At 40.3% G+C, this 18,546-nt stretch carries 18 protein-coding genes; 11 read left to right on the forward strand and 7 right to left on the reverse strand.

Features of this window, described 5'->3' with window-relative positions:
• Window positions 1-11 precede the first annotated feature (11 nt).
• From QZ574_RS15665 to QZ574_RS15715, 11 genes are all read left to right on the forward strand, one after another.
• The gene (locus tag QZ574_RS15665; RefSeq protein WP_297091212.1) at window positions 12-1,130 is read left to right on the forward strand and encodes a universal stress protein; all 1,119 of its coding nucleotides are present in this window, start codon (window positions 12-14) and stop codon (window positions 1,128-1,130) included.
• A gap of 15 nt (window positions 1,131-1,145) precedes the next feature.
• Entirely contained in the window at window positions 1,146-1,751 is a 606-nt protein-coding gene (locus tag QZ574_RS15670; RefSeq protein WP_297091213.1) for a V-type ATP synthase subunit D, read from the forward strand.
• Window positions 1,748-3,574, forward strand: a complete 1,827-nt coding sequence (locus tag QZ574_RS15675; protein ID WP_297091215.1) for a V-type ATPase 116kDa subunit family protein — start codon at window positions 1,748-1,750, stop codon at window positions 3,572-3,574. The genes QZ574_RS15670 and QZ574_RS15675 overlap by 4 nt, the downstream gene beginning before the upstream one ends.
• A gap of 27 nt (window positions 3,575-3,601) precedes the next feature.
• On the forward strand, window positions 3,602-4,057 hold the full coding sequence (locus tag QZ574_RS15680; RefSeq protein ID WP_297091218.1) for a V-type ATP synthase subunit K: 456 nt from the start codon (window positions 3,602-3,604) through the stop codon (window positions 4,055-4,057).
• Window positions 4,058-4,451: 394 nt separating this feature from the next.
• Window positions 4,452-4,889, forward strand: coding sequence for a PaaI family thioesterase (locus tag QZ574_RS15685; RefSeq protein WP_297091220.1), 438 nt, complete (start codon window positions 4,452-4,454; stop codon window positions 4,887-4,889).
• The gene (locus QZ574_RS15690) at window positions 4,879-5,988 is read left to right on the forward strand and encodes an isochorismate synthase (protein ID WP_297091222.1); all 1,110 of its coding nucleotides are present in this window, start codon (window positions 4,879-4,881) and stop codon (window positions 5,986-5,988) included. Before QZ574_RS15685 ends, QZ574_RS15690 begins: the two co-directional genes overlap by 11 nt.
• Before the next feature lies 1 nt (window position 5,989).
• On the forward strand, window positions 5,990-7,672 hold the full coding sequence (menD, locus tag QZ574_RS15695) for a 2-succinyl-5-enolpyruvyl-6-hydroxy-3-cyclohexene-1-carboxylic-acid synthase (protein ID WP_297091224.1): 1,683 nt from the start codon (window positions 5,990-5,992) through the stop codon (window positions 7,670-7,672).
• Between the two features lie 10 nt (window positions 7,673-7,682).
• Complete coding sequence (menB, locus tag QZ574_RS15700) at window positions 7,683-8,507, forward strand: 1,4-dihydroxy-2-naphthoyl-CoA synthase (RefSeq protein ID WP_297091235.1); 825 nt, start codon at window positions 7,683-7,685, stop codon at window positions 8,505-8,507.
• 21 nt (window positions 8,508-8,528) lie between these two features.
• Window positions 8,529-9,437 (forward strand): 1,4-dihydroxy-2-naphthoate polyprenyltransferase, encoded by a 909-nt coding sequence (locus QZ574_RS15705; RefSeq protein ID WP_297091237.1) that lies wholly within the window; start codon window positions 8,529-8,531, stop codon window positions 9,435-9,437.
• A complete protein-coding gene (gene menC / locus QZ574_RS15710; protein WP_297091239.1) occupies window positions 9,434-10,459 on the forward strand; it encodes an o-succinylbenzoate synthase in 1,026 nt (341 codons plus the stop codon). Before QZ574_RS15705 ends, menC begins: the two co-directional genes overlap by 4 nt.
• Window positions 10,459-11,493, forward strand: a complete 1,035-nt coding sequence (locus tag QZ574_RS15715; protein WP_297091241.1) for an AMP-binding protein — start codon at window positions 10,459-10,461, stop codon at window positions 11,491-11,493. The genes menC and QZ574_RS15715 overlap by 1 nt, the downstream gene beginning before the upstream one ends.
• A 389-nt stretch (window positions 11,494-11,882) precedes the next feature.
• Here the strand turns inward: QZ574_RS15715 and fabF are convergent, their stop codons facing one another.
• The 7 genes from fabF to QZ574_RS15750 all read right to left on the reverse strand — a co-directional run bounded on the left by fabF (window position 11,883) and on the right by QZ574_RS15750 (window position 18,421).
• Window positions 11,883-13,133, reverse strand: a complete 1,251-nt coding sequence (gene fabF / locus QZ574_RS15720) for a beta-ketoacyl-ACP synthase II (protein WP_297091243.1) — start codon at window positions 13,131-13,133, stop codon at window positions 11,883-11,885.
• Window positions 13,134-13,384: 251 nt separating this feature from the next.
• The gene (locus QZ574_RS15725) at window positions 13,385-14,212 is read right to left on the reverse strand and encodes a nitroreductase family protein (RefSeq protein ID WP_297091245.1); all 828 of its coding nucleotides are present in this window, start codon (window positions 14,210-14,212) and stop codon (window positions 13,385-13,387) included.
• Between the two features lie 110 nt (window positions 14,213-14,322).
• Entirely contained in the window at window positions 14,323-15,399 is a 1,077-nt protein-coding gene (gene arsB / locus QZ574_RS15730) for an ACR3 family arsenite efflux transporter (RefSeq protein ID WP_297091247.1), read from the reverse strand.
• Between the two features lie 212 nt (window positions 15,400-15,611).
• A complete protein-coding gene (locus QZ574_RS15735; protein WP_297091249.1) occupies window positions 15,612-16,040 on the reverse strand; it encodes an arsenate reductase ArsC in 429 nt (142 codons plus the stop codon).
• A 38-nt stretch (window positions 16,041-16,078) separates the two neighbouring features.
• Window positions 16,079-16,411, reverse strand: coding sequence for a metalloregulator ArsR/SmtB family transcription factor (locus QZ574_RS15740; RefSeq protein WP_297091251.1), 333 nt, complete (start codon window positions 16,409-16,411; stop codon window positions 16,079-16,081).
• Between the two features lie 109 nt (window positions 16,412-16,520).
• Complete coding sequence (locus tag QZ574_RS15745; RefSeq protein ID WP_297091253.1) at window positions 16,521-17,294, reverse strand: NAD(P)-binding domain-containing protein; 774 nt, start codon at window positions 17,292-17,294, stop codon at window positions 16,521-16,523.
• A gap of 41 nt (window positions 17,295-17,335) precedes the next feature.
• Window positions 17,336-18,421 (reverse strand): permease, encoded by a 1,086-nt coding sequence (locus tag QZ574_RS15750; RefSeq protein ID WP_297091256.1) that lies wholly within the window; start codon window positions 18,419-18,421, stop codon window positions 17,336-17,338.
• Between the last annotated feature and the right edge of the window lie 125 nt (window positions 18,422-18,546).

An 18,546-nucleotide genomic window follows, 5' to 3' on the forward strand; every position in this document is an offset into this window, starting at 1 on the left:
ATGGAGTTGTTATGGAAAATCAATTGGTTACAATCCTTAGAGTTAAGACACCCCGGCTGGGTTCTTTTGTAAAAGACAAGCTGGAAGAACATGGGATTGAGGTTTTTTTCACCAACGAAGGATTAACCCAGGGTGAACAATACAGTCCCGATGAAGTGCTTCTAAAAGTAAAAGCCCGACAATCAGAAAAAGCAGTTGCCCGACTTTTGCAATTACACGGCGAGTATAACCTTGAAAAGGTTAGCGATGATAATAGTTTTACCGATTTACGAAGAATATTGGTGCCGGTAAAACTTAGTAAAGACTGCATTGACATTTGTAAATATGCCATTAGCCTGGCAAAAAAACAGAATGCCGAAATTAAGCTCTTGTATGTGTACCCCGACCCTACTTTTAACGAACCCGAGCGGCATACTGCCTCGTGGGAAAAGTACGTACGCATGGAGTTAAAAGAGGCGCACCAAAAAGCGCAGTTAAAACTGGTGGATTTTAGCAAAGAGTTAAAGGAACAGGTACCCGCAGAACTTTTTAATTCGGTAAAACTACACTACCGCATGCTGAAAGGTTCACCTGTAAATGTAATTACGGCAGCTTGTAAACGATACGAGCCTCATGTTATTCTCATGGGTGCCAAAACGTCAAAAAAAGCCGAAGGTGAATTTCGGGGAAAAACACTCATTAAAGTTATTGAGCAAAGTCAGCATCCGGTTTTAGCCGTACCTTATTCAGCCGTGCTTAAAGACAAAGAAACAATTAATGTAATGTATGCTACTGATTTTTATGATTCCGACCACTCTTCGCTAAACAAACTGCTCAAAATTTTAGAACCATTCAACAAAAAAATACATTGTGTACACATCGATTTAAAAGAAAATCCGAAACACCCGGAAAAAGTAGCTGAACTAAACAAAATGCTTATACGCGAGTACAGTCAACATAAAATAAAATGCGAACTTTTTAAAAGCGATAATATAGTTAAGGGATTTGAAAGTTTTGTAGAAGGTTACGACATCGATATCATTTCGCTATCAAAAATGAAACACTCGGCCTGGTACAAACTTTTTCATAAAGATTTGGTAAGAACCCTGGTTAAAACAGTACATGTTCCTATTCTAATTTTCCCGGTTTAAAAGAATTTCAACAAATTGACTATTAAATTTCAATATAACAAAACAGCCCTGCACCACCTGAATAAACAATTAAACATCAGGTTAAAGGCACTGCCTACTTTAAAAAACAAGGAGGCAGCACTGCGCCTCGAAGTAAAAAAAGCAAAAGACCACGCGGGCATGCTTGAGCAACAATTCAATAACACCATAAAAGCCCGGGAGCAATCGGCCGGACTTTGGAACGAATTTTTGCCCGAATTAATAAAAATTGCCACAATTAAACTATCAACTAAAAAAATTGCAGGTGTAGCTATTCCCGTTTTGGAAGAGATTGTTTTTGATGAAAAAGAATTTAGTCTTTTTGCCAAGCCAAGCTGGTTTCCCCATGGAATTTTGCTGATAAAGCAACTTGGTAATTTGGTAACCGAGCGTGAATTCTATTTACGAAAAATGGCCTTACTCGACCAGGCCCGAAAAAAAACTACTCAAAAAGTAAACCTCTACGAAAAAGTACAAATTCCGGGATACGAAGATGCCATTAGAAAGATAAAACGCTTCCTGGAGGATGAAGAAAACCTTTCAAAATCGGCACAAAAGATTGTAAAAAAACGACAACAGAAACATAAAGCATTAAGCGCATGATTGTTCCCATGTTAAAATATACTTTCCTGGTATTTTATAAAGAATACGACGAGTTTTTGCACCAAATGCAAAAATTGGGCGTACTGCATGTGGTCACTCAGGATATTGAGCTTAGCGAACCAACAAAACAAAAATATGCCGACCTGCAAACCCTTGAAAAAACAATTGCATGGCTGAAGAAAAGACCAGCACCGATATGCCGGCAAACAATAGAAGCCAATACCAAAGAAATTATTACCGACTTAATTAACAAGCAAAATGAGCTGGAAGAACTTGAATTTCAACAGGAATCGGTAAAAAAAGCAATACAAAAAGCCCTGCCCTGGGGTAATTTTTCAGCACCGCTTATTAAAAGCATTACGAATGAGGGGATTAGCTTAAATTTTTTCGGCACAACAAAAAAGAAGTTTGAACACATTCAGAACCGTTTTAGTACCGTAGTTCAGGTTTCGGAAACCGGCAACCAGGTACTTTTTGTACACATTAACAGCAATGGGCAAACCAATCAATTTGATGCAGAACCAATGCAGTTGCCAGCAGAATCTTATGCAGAGCTTGAAGATAAACTGGAGGCAATAACAAAGCAAATTAAAACAATTAATGAGACATTGGACTGTTACGCCCAAAACTGCATAAACCAACTTGAAAGTGAGCACAAAAATCTCGTTCAATCGCTACAGTTTGAAAGCATACTACAAAACACCCAAAAAAAAGCCGAAGACAAATTAATGCTACTTGAAGGGTGGGTACCAAAATCGAAAACTTTATTGTTAAACCATTACCTCGAACATGAGCACATTGTACATTTGTGGCGCAAAGCACGGCCGGGCGACAAAACCCCGGTTTTGCTCAGAAATAACCGTTTTAGCAAACTTTTCGAGCCTATTGGTGCAATGTTTTCACTTCCGGACTACGCTGAACTTGACCTGACCGTTTTTTTTGCCCCGTTTTTTATGATGTTCTTTGGTTTTTGTTTAGGAGATGCCGGTTACGGTTTACTTTTTCTAATTGGCGGCGGCTTGTATAAATTAAAAGCAAAAACTGAAATAAAACCTTACCTCAGCCTTATTCAGTTTTTAGGTGTGGCAACTATTTTATTCGGAGCTATTTCAGGCACTTTCTTTGGCATCAATTTAATAACTACTGAACTTTCGTTAACAGCAGAAATCAGGCACCTGTTCTTAAATCCGGATAAAATGTTCAATCTCTCGCTCATTTTGGGTGGCGTTCAAATAATTTTCGGCCTTTTTATAAAAGCCGCCAACCAAACCAAACAATTTGGTTTTAGGTATGCCCTGGCTACCTGCGGGTGGCTAATAATATTAATTGGCAGCATTTGTTATGTAATGCTATCAGCAACCGAAATTATTCCTGAAAATAAACTTATAATCTACCTGATTTTAGGAACGGGTGGCTTTTTAATATTCTTTTTCAGCGATCCCGAAGTAAATTTATTTGCGCGAATTGGTAAAGGCATCTGGGATGTTTACTCAACAGTAACAGGTATTTTTGGCGACCTTTTATCTTATATCCGCTTATTTGCCCTTGGTTTATCGAGTGCCATTCTCGGATTTGTAATTAACGACATTGGCCTGCAAATTCTTGGATCCTCCAAAATTCTGGGCCCCGTTTTCTTTGTTATATTCCTGTTGCTCGGACATACCTTAAACATTTTAATCTCGTCGCTCGGATCGTTTGTTCACCCCATGCGCTTAACATTTGTTGAATTCTATAAAAGCGCAGGTTTTTCCGGTGGCGGGCAGGCTTACCAACCTTTTGAGACAATTGATGGCATTGAAGAAAAAACGAATAAATACAAATAAATACAATAAACTTTAAACATTTAAATTATGACAACAGCAGTAATTTTAGCCTATATCGGCTTAGCCATAATGCTTATTTTATCTGGAATTGGCAGTGCCGTTGGCGTATCGAAAGGTGGAAATGCCACCGTTGGCGCTCTAAAAAAGAAACCCGACAAATTTGGTAGTTACCTCTTACTAAGCGCCTTACCCGGCACACAAGGTTTATATGGCTTTGCCGGTTTTTTTATTATTAACAGCCAGGGAATAATTACCACCGAAATGAGTATGCTTCAGGGAGTTGCGATTTTGGCTGCCGGACTTACACTTGGATTTGTTGGCTTCTTTTCAGCGTTAAACCAGGGCGGCGTAACCTCAAACGGAATTGCGGGTATTGGATCGGGCCACGACATTTTTGGTAAAACAATGGTGCTGGCCGTATTCCCTGAATTGTATGCCATTATTGCATTTGCAGCCACATTTTTAATAAGTATTAGTTTATAGCACCTCATTTCCAAAATAAAAGTGAAGTAGCTGATTCTTTATCTCCGGAAGAATGATTTCATGATGTCCAAAATCAGCTTATAGCGCAGTATTTTAAGTACTGCAAAACCCTAAAAACACTGCGAAAAAGGTATAATGCGCAGCCGTAATATTCACCTTGCGTCAGAATTGATTTTTCATTAAAACCACTCAATACGAACAAATCTAGTTTTCGGTAACTTCAACTCTTTTATGCCACTACTCTTATCTTTGCCCTTTTTCCATCTAAAAAAATCAATAGCCGACTGAAATAGATGATTTTTACCGGCTTATCGAATTAAGCGAAAAATTACAAAACCCATTTTAGCGATTTTCAAAAACTATCGCTTATTTTAGGCTCGATTTAGCAAAATATATGGATATAACACAATTATCATTTGAAACGCCTGTTGAGTTGATTAATCTGGCGCTTGAAAACAGTTTGATTGGAAGTTTGGGAATAATAATTACCAAAATTGGCGAAGGAGAAGTTGAAGGCATGATGCCTTTGTCTTCGAAAAACTCACGTCCTGATGGCATTCTGCATGGTGGTGCAAACCTGGCTTTAGGCGAAACACTTGCCGGCTTAGGCAGTATGTTATTGGTAGATATGAAAGCCTTTGACGTTTTGGGAATTATGGTAAATGGCAACCACACCGGAGTGCTAAAAAACGGGAGTGCCACTGCCCTTGCAAAAATCATTCACCAAGGCAAACAAACCCACATCTGGAATGTTGATATCTTTAACCAGGAAGGGAAACTGATTTCGGCTGTACGTGTTACCAATATGATTACTGAAAAGAATGAGCGATAAGGAAAAACTGATACTTTTTATTGATAAACTTCTTGAAAAAAACTGCTCCTTTGCGCTATGGTCGGTGCCCGGCGATAGTACACTTGAGTTGCTCATTTCATGCCAGGAAGCACTTATTTATCCCAGGCAATTTAACCGTTTAAACGGACAGGAAGGTTTTGTTTTTGCCCCATACCACATTAGCGAAACCACACCTCTTATTTTGTTAAAACCTGATATTTACAAAACAGGAATACAGCAAATACTTCGTTTGGATATTGAAACAATTCCAAGGTGCCAAAAAAAGAATGAGGGCTGCCAATCTCATTTTATTATTGATAAAGAAGACTACCTGAACGACATTTCGGAAACTGTACATACCATAAAAAACACCAAGCTATCAAAAGCGATTGTTTCACGTATTATTCCGGTAAAAAGAAACGAGGAATCGCTGGGTAAATTATATGTTCAGCTGTTGAACCAAACCCCAAATGCTTTTGTGTATTTGGTAAATCTGCCCAAAGCCGGCATTTGGATGGGAGCAACACCTGAGATTTTACTAAAATCAGAAGGAAAAACACTGGAAACTGTTTCGCTGGCCGGAACACAAGCCCGCCATAATAAAAAAGAGTACGCATGGAACACCAAAGACATTGAAGAGCAGGCCTTTGTTTCGCGCTACCTGCTTGATGTATTTTACCAGTTTAACATACATCCGTATACCACGCGTGGCCCCGAAACACTCGAAAGCGGCAAAGTCGCTCACCTGGTAACCAGCTTCCAATTTGCAAAAAAGAAGCTTGAAGACAGTCTGGGTGATTTTATTGCCGAATTGCATCCAACGCCTGCGGTATGTGGCTATCCCAAACAAAAAGCCGATAAATTTATACGGCAGATTGAAAAACACGACAGGAGGTACTACAGTGGGTTTCTTGGTCCCTGGCAACTTAAAGATTCAGTAAGATTATTTGTAAATTTGCGCTGCATGGAAATTTTGCCTCAACAATACATGCTGTATTCAGGCGGAGGGATTACTTCGCGTTCAGTGCCCGAACAAGAATGGGAAGAAACCAATAACAAGGCAAAAACATTGTTATCGGCAATAGAAGCTATACAATAGAATGATTTCAGACAAAAAACACGTTCAGCAACTGGCAGCGCTCCTGCAACAGAAAGGTATTAGCGATGTTGTGATTTCTCCCGGATCGAGAAACGGCCCAATGATTCATACCTTTTCCGGCTCGGGCTTATTTAATTGCCGTACTGTTGTTGACGAACGCAGCGCAGCATACTTTGCGCTTGGTTTGGCACAGGCTAATAAAAAGCCGGTGGTAATTGTTTGCAGCTCGGGCACAGCCACTTTAAATTATGCACCAGCCGTTGCCGAAGCTTTTTATTTGAAAGTTCCACTGGTGGTTATTACTGCCGATCGCCCCGAATACTGGATTGACCAGGGCGAGAATCAGTGTATCAACCAAAAAGGCATTTATTCAAATTTTGTAAAAAAAGAATACCAGCTGCCACTTGGCGAAACCGAAACTGAACTATGGCAGGCAGCAAACGAGATAAACCAATGCCTGAACATTAGCCTTTCGGGACAACCTGCACCTGTGCACATTAATGTACCGCTTGAGGAGCCATTGCACCAATTGGCAGACATTGATTTGCCTGATGTAAAAGAAATAAATGAACCGCAAAACATACCCACAGTTGACGCGGATCTTACGCAAAAACTGGTTGACGAGATTAATAACTCGAAAAAAATAGTAATACTTGCCGGGCAGCAGAATGCCAACAAAGAGTTGGATACGCTTTTAACCGCATTTGCAAAAAAAACAGGTGCAGTTGTTTTAAAAGAACACCTGTCGAATTTGAATAGCACGCAGTTTTGCGGCAATATTGATACAATGATGGCCGCCATATTAAACAATAAGGTGGAAGATTTTCAAGCTGATTTGTTAATCTCCTTTGGCGGACATTTTGTTTCAAAATCATTAAAACAGTTTTTACGTAAAAATAAAGCTTGTGCACATTGGCACCTTTCACCAGCAAACGATTATTACGATACCTATCAATCGCTAACCCGTGTAATTCAAGCTGATGCAGCCAGCTTTTTCAGCCACTTACATTCTAAGATTTTTACACAAGAAAGCCCATATTTCCAGCGCTGGAAAAACAAGGAAGAAGAAGTAATTGGCCTGCAAAATAAATATGTGGAAACACTTCCGTTCTCCGACCTGAAAGTAACTCTGGAACTTGCCCGGAGAATACCGGAATACAGCGATCTGCATTTAGGAAACAGCACACCTGTTCGCTATGCCTTGCTGGCGAATTTTAACACTACCATCACGTTTTATGGCAACAGGGGTACCAGCGGAATTGATGGCTCCTTATCAACGGCTGTTGGCTTTGCATCCGTATCAGAAAAATTAAATACCGTTTTAATTGGCGACCTGTCGTTTTTCTACGATTCTAACGCACTGTGGAATAACTATGTGGGCAAAAACCTAAGGATTGTAGTTATTAATAACGGTGGAGGAAATATTTTCAGCCTGATTAAAGGGCCTGGAGAATCGCCGGCATTTAAGCAGTATTTTTATGCTGAAAATAAATACAGCGCGGCAGGAATAGCCCAAACATTTGGGTTGGATTATTTATGCGCCGACAACGAAACGAACTTAAATACCGCTTTGAATGATTTGTATCATCCCGGGCGAAAGAAGCCCACAATTTTAGAAATTTTTACCGACGCAGAAGTGAACACAAACACCTTTCGCGGACTTTTTAACTTTGTAAAACAATAAAAAAAATAACATGAGTACAGCACGTAAATGGGAAACCATTAAGAAATATGAAGATATTTATTTCGACTACTTTGATGGTATAGGAAAAATTACCATCAACCGCGAGGAAGTAAGAAACGCTTTCAGGCCAACAACCGTTAACAACATTAGCGATGCCCTGCAAATTTGTCGTGAAGACCAGCGCATTAATGTGATTGTACTTACCGGCGCCGGCGATAAAGCTTTTTGCTCGGGTGGCGACCAAAATGTTAAAGGAACAGGAGGGTATATCGACGAAAACGGCATTCCTCGCCTCAATATTCTGGAGGTGCAAAAACAGATTCGCAGTATGCCAAAACCTGTAATTGCAATGGTGAATGGTTTTGCCATTGGCGGCGGCCATGTGTTGCATGTGGTTTGCGATATAAGTATTGCCAGCGAGAATGCCATTTTCGGACAAACAGGGCCAAAAGTTGGCAGCTTCGATGCCGGACTGGGTTCGTCGTACCTGGCCAGCATTGTTGGGCAAAAGAAAGCCCGCGAAATTTGGTTTATGTGTCGGCAATACTCCGCTCAGGAAGCATTAGAAATGGGGCTTGTAAACAAAGTTGTTCCTCTCAGCCAGCTGGAAGATGAAGTGGTAGCCTGGGCACAAAAAATGCAGGAACACAGCCCATTGGCTTTACGAATGTTAAAACTTGGTTTGAATGCCGAATTGGATGGACAGATTGGAATACAGGAGTTTGCCGGAAATGCAACGCTTTTGTATTACCTCACCGAAGAAGCACAGGAAGGTAAACATGCTTTCCTTGAAAAACGTAAACCAGACTTTAACAAATACCCAAAATTCCCATAAATAAATTAGATTTCAGTTATTATGGCGAAAGCGAAAAGCTGGATAAAAGCAGCACGACTGCGTACACTACCCCTGGCATTATCGGGCATTTTAATGGGTTCGGCCCTGGCAGCTTTTTGGAGAGAATTTAACGCCATCATCTTTGTGCTTGCGCTACTCACTGCCACGTTAATACAGGTATTTTCGAATTTTGCCAACGATTACGGCGATTTTAAAAAAGGTACCGACAACCACCAACGATTGGGCCCAACCCGCACCATGCAGGGTGGCGAAATTACCATTAGCGAAATGAAACAAGGGATGTGGCTAATTGGCAGCTTAAGTTTTTTGTTTGGCCTGGCCCTGGTTTTTGCAGGTACCCGACAAAACGGGCCTCTGGTTTTCTTTATTTTTATTGGTTTGGGTGTTTTGGCCTTGCTGGCAGCTTATTTTTATACGGCTGGCAAACGATCGTACGGTTACATTGGCCTGGGCGATTTGTTTGTATTTTTGTTTTTTGGGCTGCTACCGGTTACTGGCGTATTTTTTTTACACGCCGGAACCATTGATCAGTCCGTTTGGCTCCCGGCCATTAGCATTGGCCTGTTAAGCACTGGTGTGCTAAACCTGAATAATACGCGCGATATCGATAACGATAAACAATCGGGGAAAATAACAATTGCCGTAAAACTGGGGCCGGTTTACAGTCGCATTTACCAGGCCTTGCTGGTTATTTTCGCCTGGCTGGCACTTATTGTGTTTACCGTACAACAACATAAGGCATTAGGACAATGGCTTTTCGTGTTGATTTTGCCGCTTACCTTACTCGACCTCTTCAAGATTTTAAAGATAAAAGACGGACGCCAGCTTGATCCTTTTCTTAAACGGTTGGCGCTACAAACATTGGCATTAACACTGCTTTTCGCATTAGGCTTTTTAATTGCACAATGAAGGCATACTACAAAAAATACGATTTACTGTTTAAACAGCCTGCAGGCACCTCGCGGGGAGTGTTAAAAAAAAGGCCTGTTTGGTTGCTTTTTATCGAAAAAAATGGAATTACCGGAATTGGGGAATGTGCTCCCTTGCCCGGATTAAGCAAAGAAACTCCTGCCGATGTTGAAAAGTTGCTTGTTAAGCTTTGTAGTAATCCCGCCACCTTTCAACAAAATATTGATTTATTAGCCGAATTTCCTTCGGTAAAACTTGCTTTAGAAACAGCGCTTTTGGATCTGAAAAACGGAGGTAAACAGCTTATCTTCCCATCCGCATTTTCGGCAGGTAAAGCGGGTATAAAAATTAATGGATTGATTTGGATGGGCGAAATTGCTCACATGCAACAACAAATACACGAGAAACTGCAGGCCGGTTTTTCTTGCATTAAATTAAAAATAGGTGCTAAAAGTTTTAAAGAAGAGCTATCGCTTTTAGCTGCCATCCGCAAGCAGTTTTCAAGCGATAAAATAATGCTGCGCGTTGATGCTAACGGGGCATTCAAAACTGGCGAAGCAAGTGACAAGCTGCAAGAATTGGCCGAATTTGATATTCATAGCATTGAGCAACCCATTGCGGCCGAACAGTGGAAAGAAATGGCCAGACTCTGCCAAACAACTCCCCTACCCATTGCCCTCGACGAGGAACTGATTGGCATCAATACCCCAGATGATAAAAAGCGATTACTCGATACCATTCAACCGCAGTTTTTGGTACTAAAACCCAGCTTGCACGGTGGAATATCGGGCTGCAACGAATGGATTGAATTGGCTAATGAACGTGCAATTGGCTGGTGGATTACCTCGTACCTCGAATCAAATATCGGCTTAAATGCCATTGCGCAGTGGGCTTTCACCAAACAATCGGCCTTGCACCAGGGACTGGGAACCGGTCAACTTTTTACCAACAATTTTGCTTCTCCGCTTGAAATAAGGGGCGAAAAACTATGGTATAATCCCTCTAAATATTTTGAAATTTAATGGAGCTGTTTCCTGCAAATATCACACTTAACGGCCACCAACAAAGCGTTGAAAAGCTGTTGCAGCAAACGGGCGAAACTGCCTGGCAACAAGAGTTTATTGATTTTTTAAAACAATGGTACAACAAAAACGATTTTATTGAAGTGCAAACATCAGGTAGTACGGGTACTCCAAAAACCATTTCATTGAAAAAACAATTTGTTGCAGCAAGCGCAATGCGTACCATCCGCTATTTTAATTTAATAGAAAGCGACCGCATTTTACATTGTTTGCCCCATAAATTTATTGCCGGAAAGCTAATGACAGTGCGTGCACTTTTGGGCAAACTGGATTTGTACCTAATTGATCCGGCATCGGATTTTACCAACCTGAGTGCAGCGAAACCCATAAAATTTGGAGCTATGGTTATAAACCAGGTCAGCAAATACCTGGCACTTCCCCATCGCAACATACAACAGTTGCTTATTGGTGGCTCTGCTATAACTGAGGATTTAAAAACACGCCTGCAATCTATTTCAACACAGTGCTATTCGAGCTATGCAATGACTGAAACTGCCACACACATTGCTTTACAACAATTAAACGGCCCGGATAAAACAGATAATTACCAGTGCCTTGAGGACATTTCAGTTGAGTTGGACCAACGCGGCTGTATAAAAATTTTTATGCCTGGGTTACCCGGAAATTCAATTCAAACCAACGACCTTGGCAAAATTTTGGCCGGCAACCAATTTAAAATTTTAGGTAGAATTGATAATGTTATTATTTCCGGCGGCATGAAGTTTATACCAGAGCAGCTGGAAACAAAACTTGAGAACCAGCTATTGCTGCCTTTTTTTGTAGGATCAGAACCCGATGATGGCCTGGGAGAAAAAATAGTATTGTTTGTTGAACACGCAAAAGATGAACTATTGGAAAAAGCAATTAGCGCCACTTGCAAGAAGTACCTAAGCAAATACGAACGGCCCAAACGAATTATCTTTCTGGAAAAAATTCCAAGAACAAAAAACGGAAAAATACAACGAAAACGATAATGACACCCCGACTGCTCATTCAGGTTTTTATACAAATTGTAATGTGCCTGGCTTTAACACTATTCTCTTTTCTAATTCTTTGGATGGAATTGCGGATTACAAAATATTGAGACCAATACTTTTTGTTCTTCAATTTGCATTGCTTCCAACCTGGATAGTATTCACTCATTATCAATTCTTTAAATTAAAAAACGAATGGAAAAGACCGTTTGGAATGATAATTTTTGTTATGCTTTCAGATCTGATAATTCTATTGGCCGGTATTTTTTCATTTCTCGTATGGATGGACTTGGCAGATGGAAAAACCAGCTTTTTACTTCCGTAAAATAAGTATGCAAATGCAGCTTAGTTTAAGGAGTGGCCAATTATTTATTCGGACTACTTCGGGTTTAATCTTCCCATTTTTTAAAAACCAGTGTGGCATTGTGGCCGCCAAAGCCAAAACTATTGGTTATGGCCACTTTTACTTCGGCCTGAATACTTTTTCCGGTAACAATATTTATCGATTTTGGTATTACAGGATCAATTTCAGTAGTATTTATTGTTGGCGTTATTAAGCCTGTTTCAATGGCCTTTATGCACAGTATTGACTCTACCGCACCCGCAGCTCCCAGCAAATGCCCGGTCATTGATTTTGATGAGCTGATTCTCAAGTTTTCAGGACTTTCGCCAAAAAGTTTACGGATTGCATTTATCTCACTTATATCGCCAATAGGTGTTGAAGTTGCGTGTGCATTCAGGTAATCCACCTCATCGGGTGCCACACCTGCTTCCGCCAGGGCCAGTTCCATTGCTTTTGCAGCCCCTTCTCCTTCGGGGTGCGATGCGGCCACATGGTAGGCATCAGAGGTCATTGCGGCACCAACAATTTCAGCATAAATTTTTGCACCTCGCTGTTTGGCGTGTTCATAATCTTCCAGAATCAGTGTTCCTGCTCCCTCACCCATCACAAAACCGTCGCGTTGCACATCAAACGGGCGAGAAGCTTTTTCAGGATGCTCGTTATTAACCGATAAAGCACGCATGGCATTAAAACCACCAATCCCCATTTCAATAATTCCTGCTTCAGAGCCACCGGTTACAAAAACTTTAGCTTTACCCAAACGGATGTAATTGTAGGCATCCATAATGGCCGTATTTGAAGTTGCACATGCCGATGCAGTGGTGTAACTCATTCCCTTTAGGCCAAATTTTAATGAGATCATTCCTGCTCCCATATTTATCAGCATTTTAGGTCCCAACATCGGGCTAAAACGGGGTTCGCCGGTTTTTGCATAAATTTTCACCTCTTTTTCGTAGTAATCCATTCCCCCCTGACCGGAGCCCCAGATTACGCCAATGTCGTACGGCGAAATACTTTGCAAATCGAGACCACTATCGTTTAAGGCTTCCTGAGTAGCAATTAAAGCATATTGCGAAAACAGATCGGTTCGTTTAATGTCTGTTCGATCCAAATAATCTTTTACGTTATAATTTTTTAACTGGCAGGCAAATTTGGTTTTAAATTTGGTGGTATCGAAACGGGTAATCGGAACAGCCCCACTGGTGCCATTCACTGCATTTTCCCAAAATTCGTTTATCGTATTTCCGATTGGTGTTAAGGCACCCATTCCGGTTATTACAACTCGTTGTCTTTCCATACACATTTGTACACACCTGTTATTATGGTGCATCTTCTATTTCGTTTAGCTATCGGTATATTCGTATTCAGTTAAACACGAATAGTAAGCAAATATAATTACTTATTTAAAAGATGGTCTTTCTGAAGGTTTTAATCGTAAAAACATCTTCAATTGAACAGATAACACTTGTTGATAATTGGGATTAAAAGCCCATTACATATCATTTCAGGTTTGCAACAAAATGTATGGAGCTTAACAGTCTAAAAGCACTAAAGGTTTATTTTGTTAAAATGAAGCCCTTCGCTTTGCACAGAGCGGGCATATTTTACTGCCGGTTTTCCGAAAAGAAGAATATAGCCTAACTCATGATTTTCAGGAATACCAATTTGGCTTGCCAGCTCCGGAGCAAGAACTTTCAATACCATTTTTATAAACCCATTCCATAGCGTTCCTATTTCATACGAATTGGCCAGCAACTCGAAGTAACTAAGAGCAATATGACAATCGGCATCGGGTGAGGCCACATTTTTTGGAGCCGATGTAATTAAAACATGCGGCGCATCGCGAAACAGTACATCAATTTGTTTGCTTTCCCACAAACGTTGCAAATCGTTTAAAAAAGCCATTCGCTCGGGTATTTTTCCTGCAGCGTTCGCTTCTTTAATCGCATGGTAAATTGCGTTGCGAAATTTACTTAATTCGCTTTTTGTTTCGGTAACCGAAAACAATACCGAATTTTTATTATGTCCGGTTGGCGCGTAGGCCGCTGTTGCCAGCAATTCGTGAATAAACGCCGGTTCTAACTCATCAACTTTAAATTTGCGAATAGAGCGACGTGTTTTTATTAACTGAGTCAGGGCTTCCGGTTCTACAATATTTTTTTTAACCGTTATGCTGTCTTCCGGTTTTTTGCCCCAGATTGAAAGTGCCGCTGTTGGACAAATCGCCAAACAATGTTGACATTTTATACATTGGGCTTCTTTCCCGTACTTTATTTCAGGAAATTCACTTTTTGGATTAATGATTAATACCGGGCAATCAGCGGCACACAAGCCACATTGCGTACATTTAGCTTTATCAATTTTAAAATCGATCATTTTTGGTGTATTTTTTAAAGGCTGCAAAGGTAAAAGTTGTGCATGAAACTTCTGTCACAATTACGTTTTCAAAGGCAAAAACCACAATCAGGTAACCTTTGCAAACAGCCTTAATGCTTAAAATACGTTTTGCGAAAACGCAAAGCCACATTCACCAAAGCAATCATTACGGGTACTTCAACCAAGGGGCCAATTACGGCGGCAAACGCTTCGCCCGAGTTCATTCCAAAAATGGCAATAGCCACCGCAATAGCCAACTCAAAATTGTTGCTGGCAGCTGTAAACGATAAGGTTGTACTTTGCTCGTAGTTGGCACCAACTTTCTTGCTCATAAAAAACGAAAGTAAAAACATTACCACAAAATAAATTAACAGCGGTATTGCAATTAGTACCACATCGAGCGGAATTTTCACAATGTACTCGCCTTTTAACGAGAACATTACCACAATGGTAAACAACAGGGCAATTAATGTTACGGGGCTTATTTTAGGAATAAATTTTCGTTCGTACCACTGTTTACTTTTCACCCGTACCAACACAAAACGGGTAATAAAACCGGCTGCAAACGGAATACCAAGATAAATTAAAACGCTTTCGGCAATTTGTGCAATAGTAATGTTTTCAACCGCGCTGTTTGTTGGAACGCCAAACCAGCCGGGTAAAACGGCAATAAAAAAGTAAGCGTAAACCGAAAAAAACAATACCTGAAAAATGGAGTTAAAAGCTACCAATCCGGCAGCGTATTGTGTGTCACCTTTGGCAAGGTCGTTCCAAACAATTACCATAGCAATGCAACGTGCCAAACCAATCATTATAATTCCGTACATATACGGCAGGTTGGCATTATTCTCGCCCGGGAAAAGTTTAAAAAACAAAATCCCAAGTGCAAACATCAACACCGGGCCAATTACCCAGTTTTGAACCAGGGAAAGTGTGAGTACCTTATAATTTCGAAATACATCGCCCAGTTCCTCGTACCTGACTTTTGCCAGCGGCGGATACATCATCAGAACTAAACCAATGGCAATGGGCAAATTTGTGGTACTTTCTTCCGAAGGTTTTAGTCCTTCCCAAAATTCGGCAATACCCGGGAAAAAATATCCTGACAAAACTCCTACAGCCATTGCCAGGAAAATCCAGAGCGTGAGGTAACGATCGAGAAATTTTAAGCGTTTTTTTGATGGCATTTTTTTAGATTTTTAGACTATGAGACACAAGATTTTTAGATTTAAACTGGCAGTAGGCAAGATTGCAATTGGCAAATATTATCTTCCGTTAAACAGAACTTATTTCAGTATCTCTTTAATAAAGACTCGGAAACAAAATCGGAGTGAAGTGCTAACGAATATTAGCAATTCTGCCGACCGAAGACTGCCTACTTTAACTCTGAACTCTAAACTTACGCAAGTTGCGGCTTAATCTCCTCTTCGTATAGTTTGATGAAACCTTCTTTAATCTCGTCGCGTATGCGTTGGAATTCGCTCCAAATAAACTCGTCAGTTCCTTCGACATGCGATGGATCGTCGTAGCCCATGTGCAAACGGTTTTTTACTTTCCCGAAAAATGCCGGACAATTTTCGTTTGCACCACCACAAACTGTTATTACATAATCCCACTCATCGTTTAAAAATTTATTTACCGAATCAGAGCTATGTCCACTGATATCGATACCAATTTCAGCCATGGCTTTCACCGCGCCCCGATTCAATTTTCCTGATGCTTCGGTTCCTCCCGATTCAACCTGAATGCGTTTGTCGAACGATTGTAAAAAGCCGTGTGCCATCTGGCTGCGGCAACTGTTTCCGGTACAAAGTATTAGTACTTTCATTTTAAACTATTTAATATTTTTATTCGTATTATTTTAACTTAACTACATGTATTTGAGGAACAATTCAAACCATTAGTGAATTTTCTGGTCAAATTTTTTAACAGCTCAATTTTCTCCGGGTTTAAACAGTATTTTGTTTTCACGCCTTCAATGTGCCCCTGAATTAAACCAGCATCCTTTAGCTCTTTAATATGCTGATTTACAGTAGTTCTTCCCAACGGAATTTCATCTGAAATATCGCCGGTTATACAGGTATCGGTTTCTGATAGGTATTGCAATATCCGTAAGCGTGCCGGATGTGCCAACGCTTTAAAAAAAGCAGCCTGCTCCGTTAATTCCCGGTCGAACAATTCTGTTTTTGACTGTACCATTTTGTTGTTCCTTTTCTTTATGACGCAAATATACGTCAAAATCCAATATTGACGTATACATACGTTTAATAAATTATTAAGTTAATGTGAAAAAAATATTAACCAGGATTTAGGCCTTAATTTTATTGTACAGCCCCATCAATCTGGTTTGATAAATTTCTTTAATCGATTCCTCGGCTTCACCAATTGGTTTAACCGGAATAAGGTCTTTTACTTCATCAGCCGATAATCCTGAATGGAAAAAGATAGCCATCGATTTTTTCAGGCTTGCCTCAATGGTTTTTGCAGCCTCCTTTTCATCCAGGCCTGTGGCTACGGCAATCTTTTGCATTTCTTCCCACTGAAACCAAAAGTATGTAGGCAACATGGCCGAAACAATGGCGTAGCCCTCTAACTTACCTTCTTCCACTTCAAAGTTTTTGCCTAAAGCTTTTACCATTTTCATGAATTGCTTTTTACACTTTTTCTTTGCTTCAGGATAAAAAGCAACCGGATTGTAGCCTTTATTTATATAAGAAGTTGCATTGGGAATCATTCGTACAATTTTTACATTTCCTAAAACTGCAGCTATCTTTTCAATGGTAAATTTTGGGGCAAGTGAAAGCACCAGAGTTTCTTCCGAGACGACATCTTTTATGTTGGCGAGCGTTTCCCCCATCACAGGTGGATGAACAGCCAGAACTACCATTTGCTGACCGGCAGCTTCTTCCGCCGATTGGGCTAATTCAATTTCCGGAAATAATTCTTTCAGTTCACTCAGCGTTTCGCTGTTAGGGTCGAATACTTTTACGTTATCAAAAACTGTGTTTTTGTTTTGAAACGCCTGCAGAAAAATTTTGGTAATCCTTCCGCCACCGATAAAGCCAATGGTTTTTGTTTTCATTTTGGTTTCAGTTTTTTTGTTTTGGTTGATTTATTTGCAGTTTACAAGATAAAATTGAACAGGTAACCCAGCAGGATGATAAACAAGGTAATTGTTCCGAAGAAAATCCCGATGAGTTTCCATTTCATTACTTTTTTCAGTAAAGTAGCTTCGGGTAACGAAAGCCCTACCACTGCCATCATAAAAGCAATGGCAGTTCCCAGGGGCACGCCTTTAGCCACAAACACCTGAATTACCGGAACAATTCCGGCGGCGTTGGCATACATTGGCACGGCAAGTATTACAGCCAACGGTACGGCATACCATTTATCTGCTGAAAGGAATTCCGTAAAGAAATCTTCAGGTACATAACCATGCATAGCCGCTCCTATGGCGATACCAATAAGAACATATAACAACACTTTTCGAACAATATTCCAGCCTTCGTTAATAATGGACGGTAATCGGTCGATGAACGGTGTTTTTTCGCCCTCCCACCGGGCATTTTCGGCAGATGAATTTTGTTGAATTTCACGTACCCAATCACTCAGATAACGATCGAGTTTTAGTTTTCCTAAAATGTAGCCACCAGTCATCCCCAAAAGAATTCCGCTTGACGCATAAATTAAGGTAGCTTTTACTCCAAACATCCCAAGGAACATGGCAACGGCAACTTCGTTTACCAAGGGCGAAGTTATGAGATACGAAAAAGTAACTCCCAAGGGAATTCCGCCTTGTACAAAGCCAATAAACAAAGGAATAGATGAACACGAGCAAAATGGTGTTACCGCGCCAAAAAACGAGGCAAAGAAATATTCAAGGCCATACATTTTTTTGGTAGTCAGGTAAACGCGCAAACGTTCAACCGGAAAATAGGCATTTACCACCCCCATAAGCGTACTGATAAGGAAAAGCAAAATCAGAATTTTGATGGTGTCGTAAATAAAAAAGTTTATGGCTTCTCCCAGGTGCGACTCCCGTTTTAAGGTAAATATGTTATAGGTCAGGTAATCAACAAAACCCGGAAGAAAATAATATACCCCTAACAATGCCGGTAAAACTACTGCAATTGATGCAATCAGTCCAATCCGTCTTCTCCTCTCATGTTTCTCCTCCTTATTTTCAATTGCTATTTTATACGTATTCATTTTTTCATTTCGTTTTTCGTAGAATTACGAACATTGTTGTCAAAAATTTTTGAGGTGTTTTCCTCTTTCAAAATTATTCAGCCATTTTGTTCACCCCTGTCGCTTCCTCAGGACTCCTGTCCCCG

The organism is uncultured Draconibacterium sp., assembly GCF_913063105.1.
Lineage (GTDB): Bacteria > Bacteroidota > Bacteroidia > Bacteroidales > Prolixibacteraceae > Draconibacterium.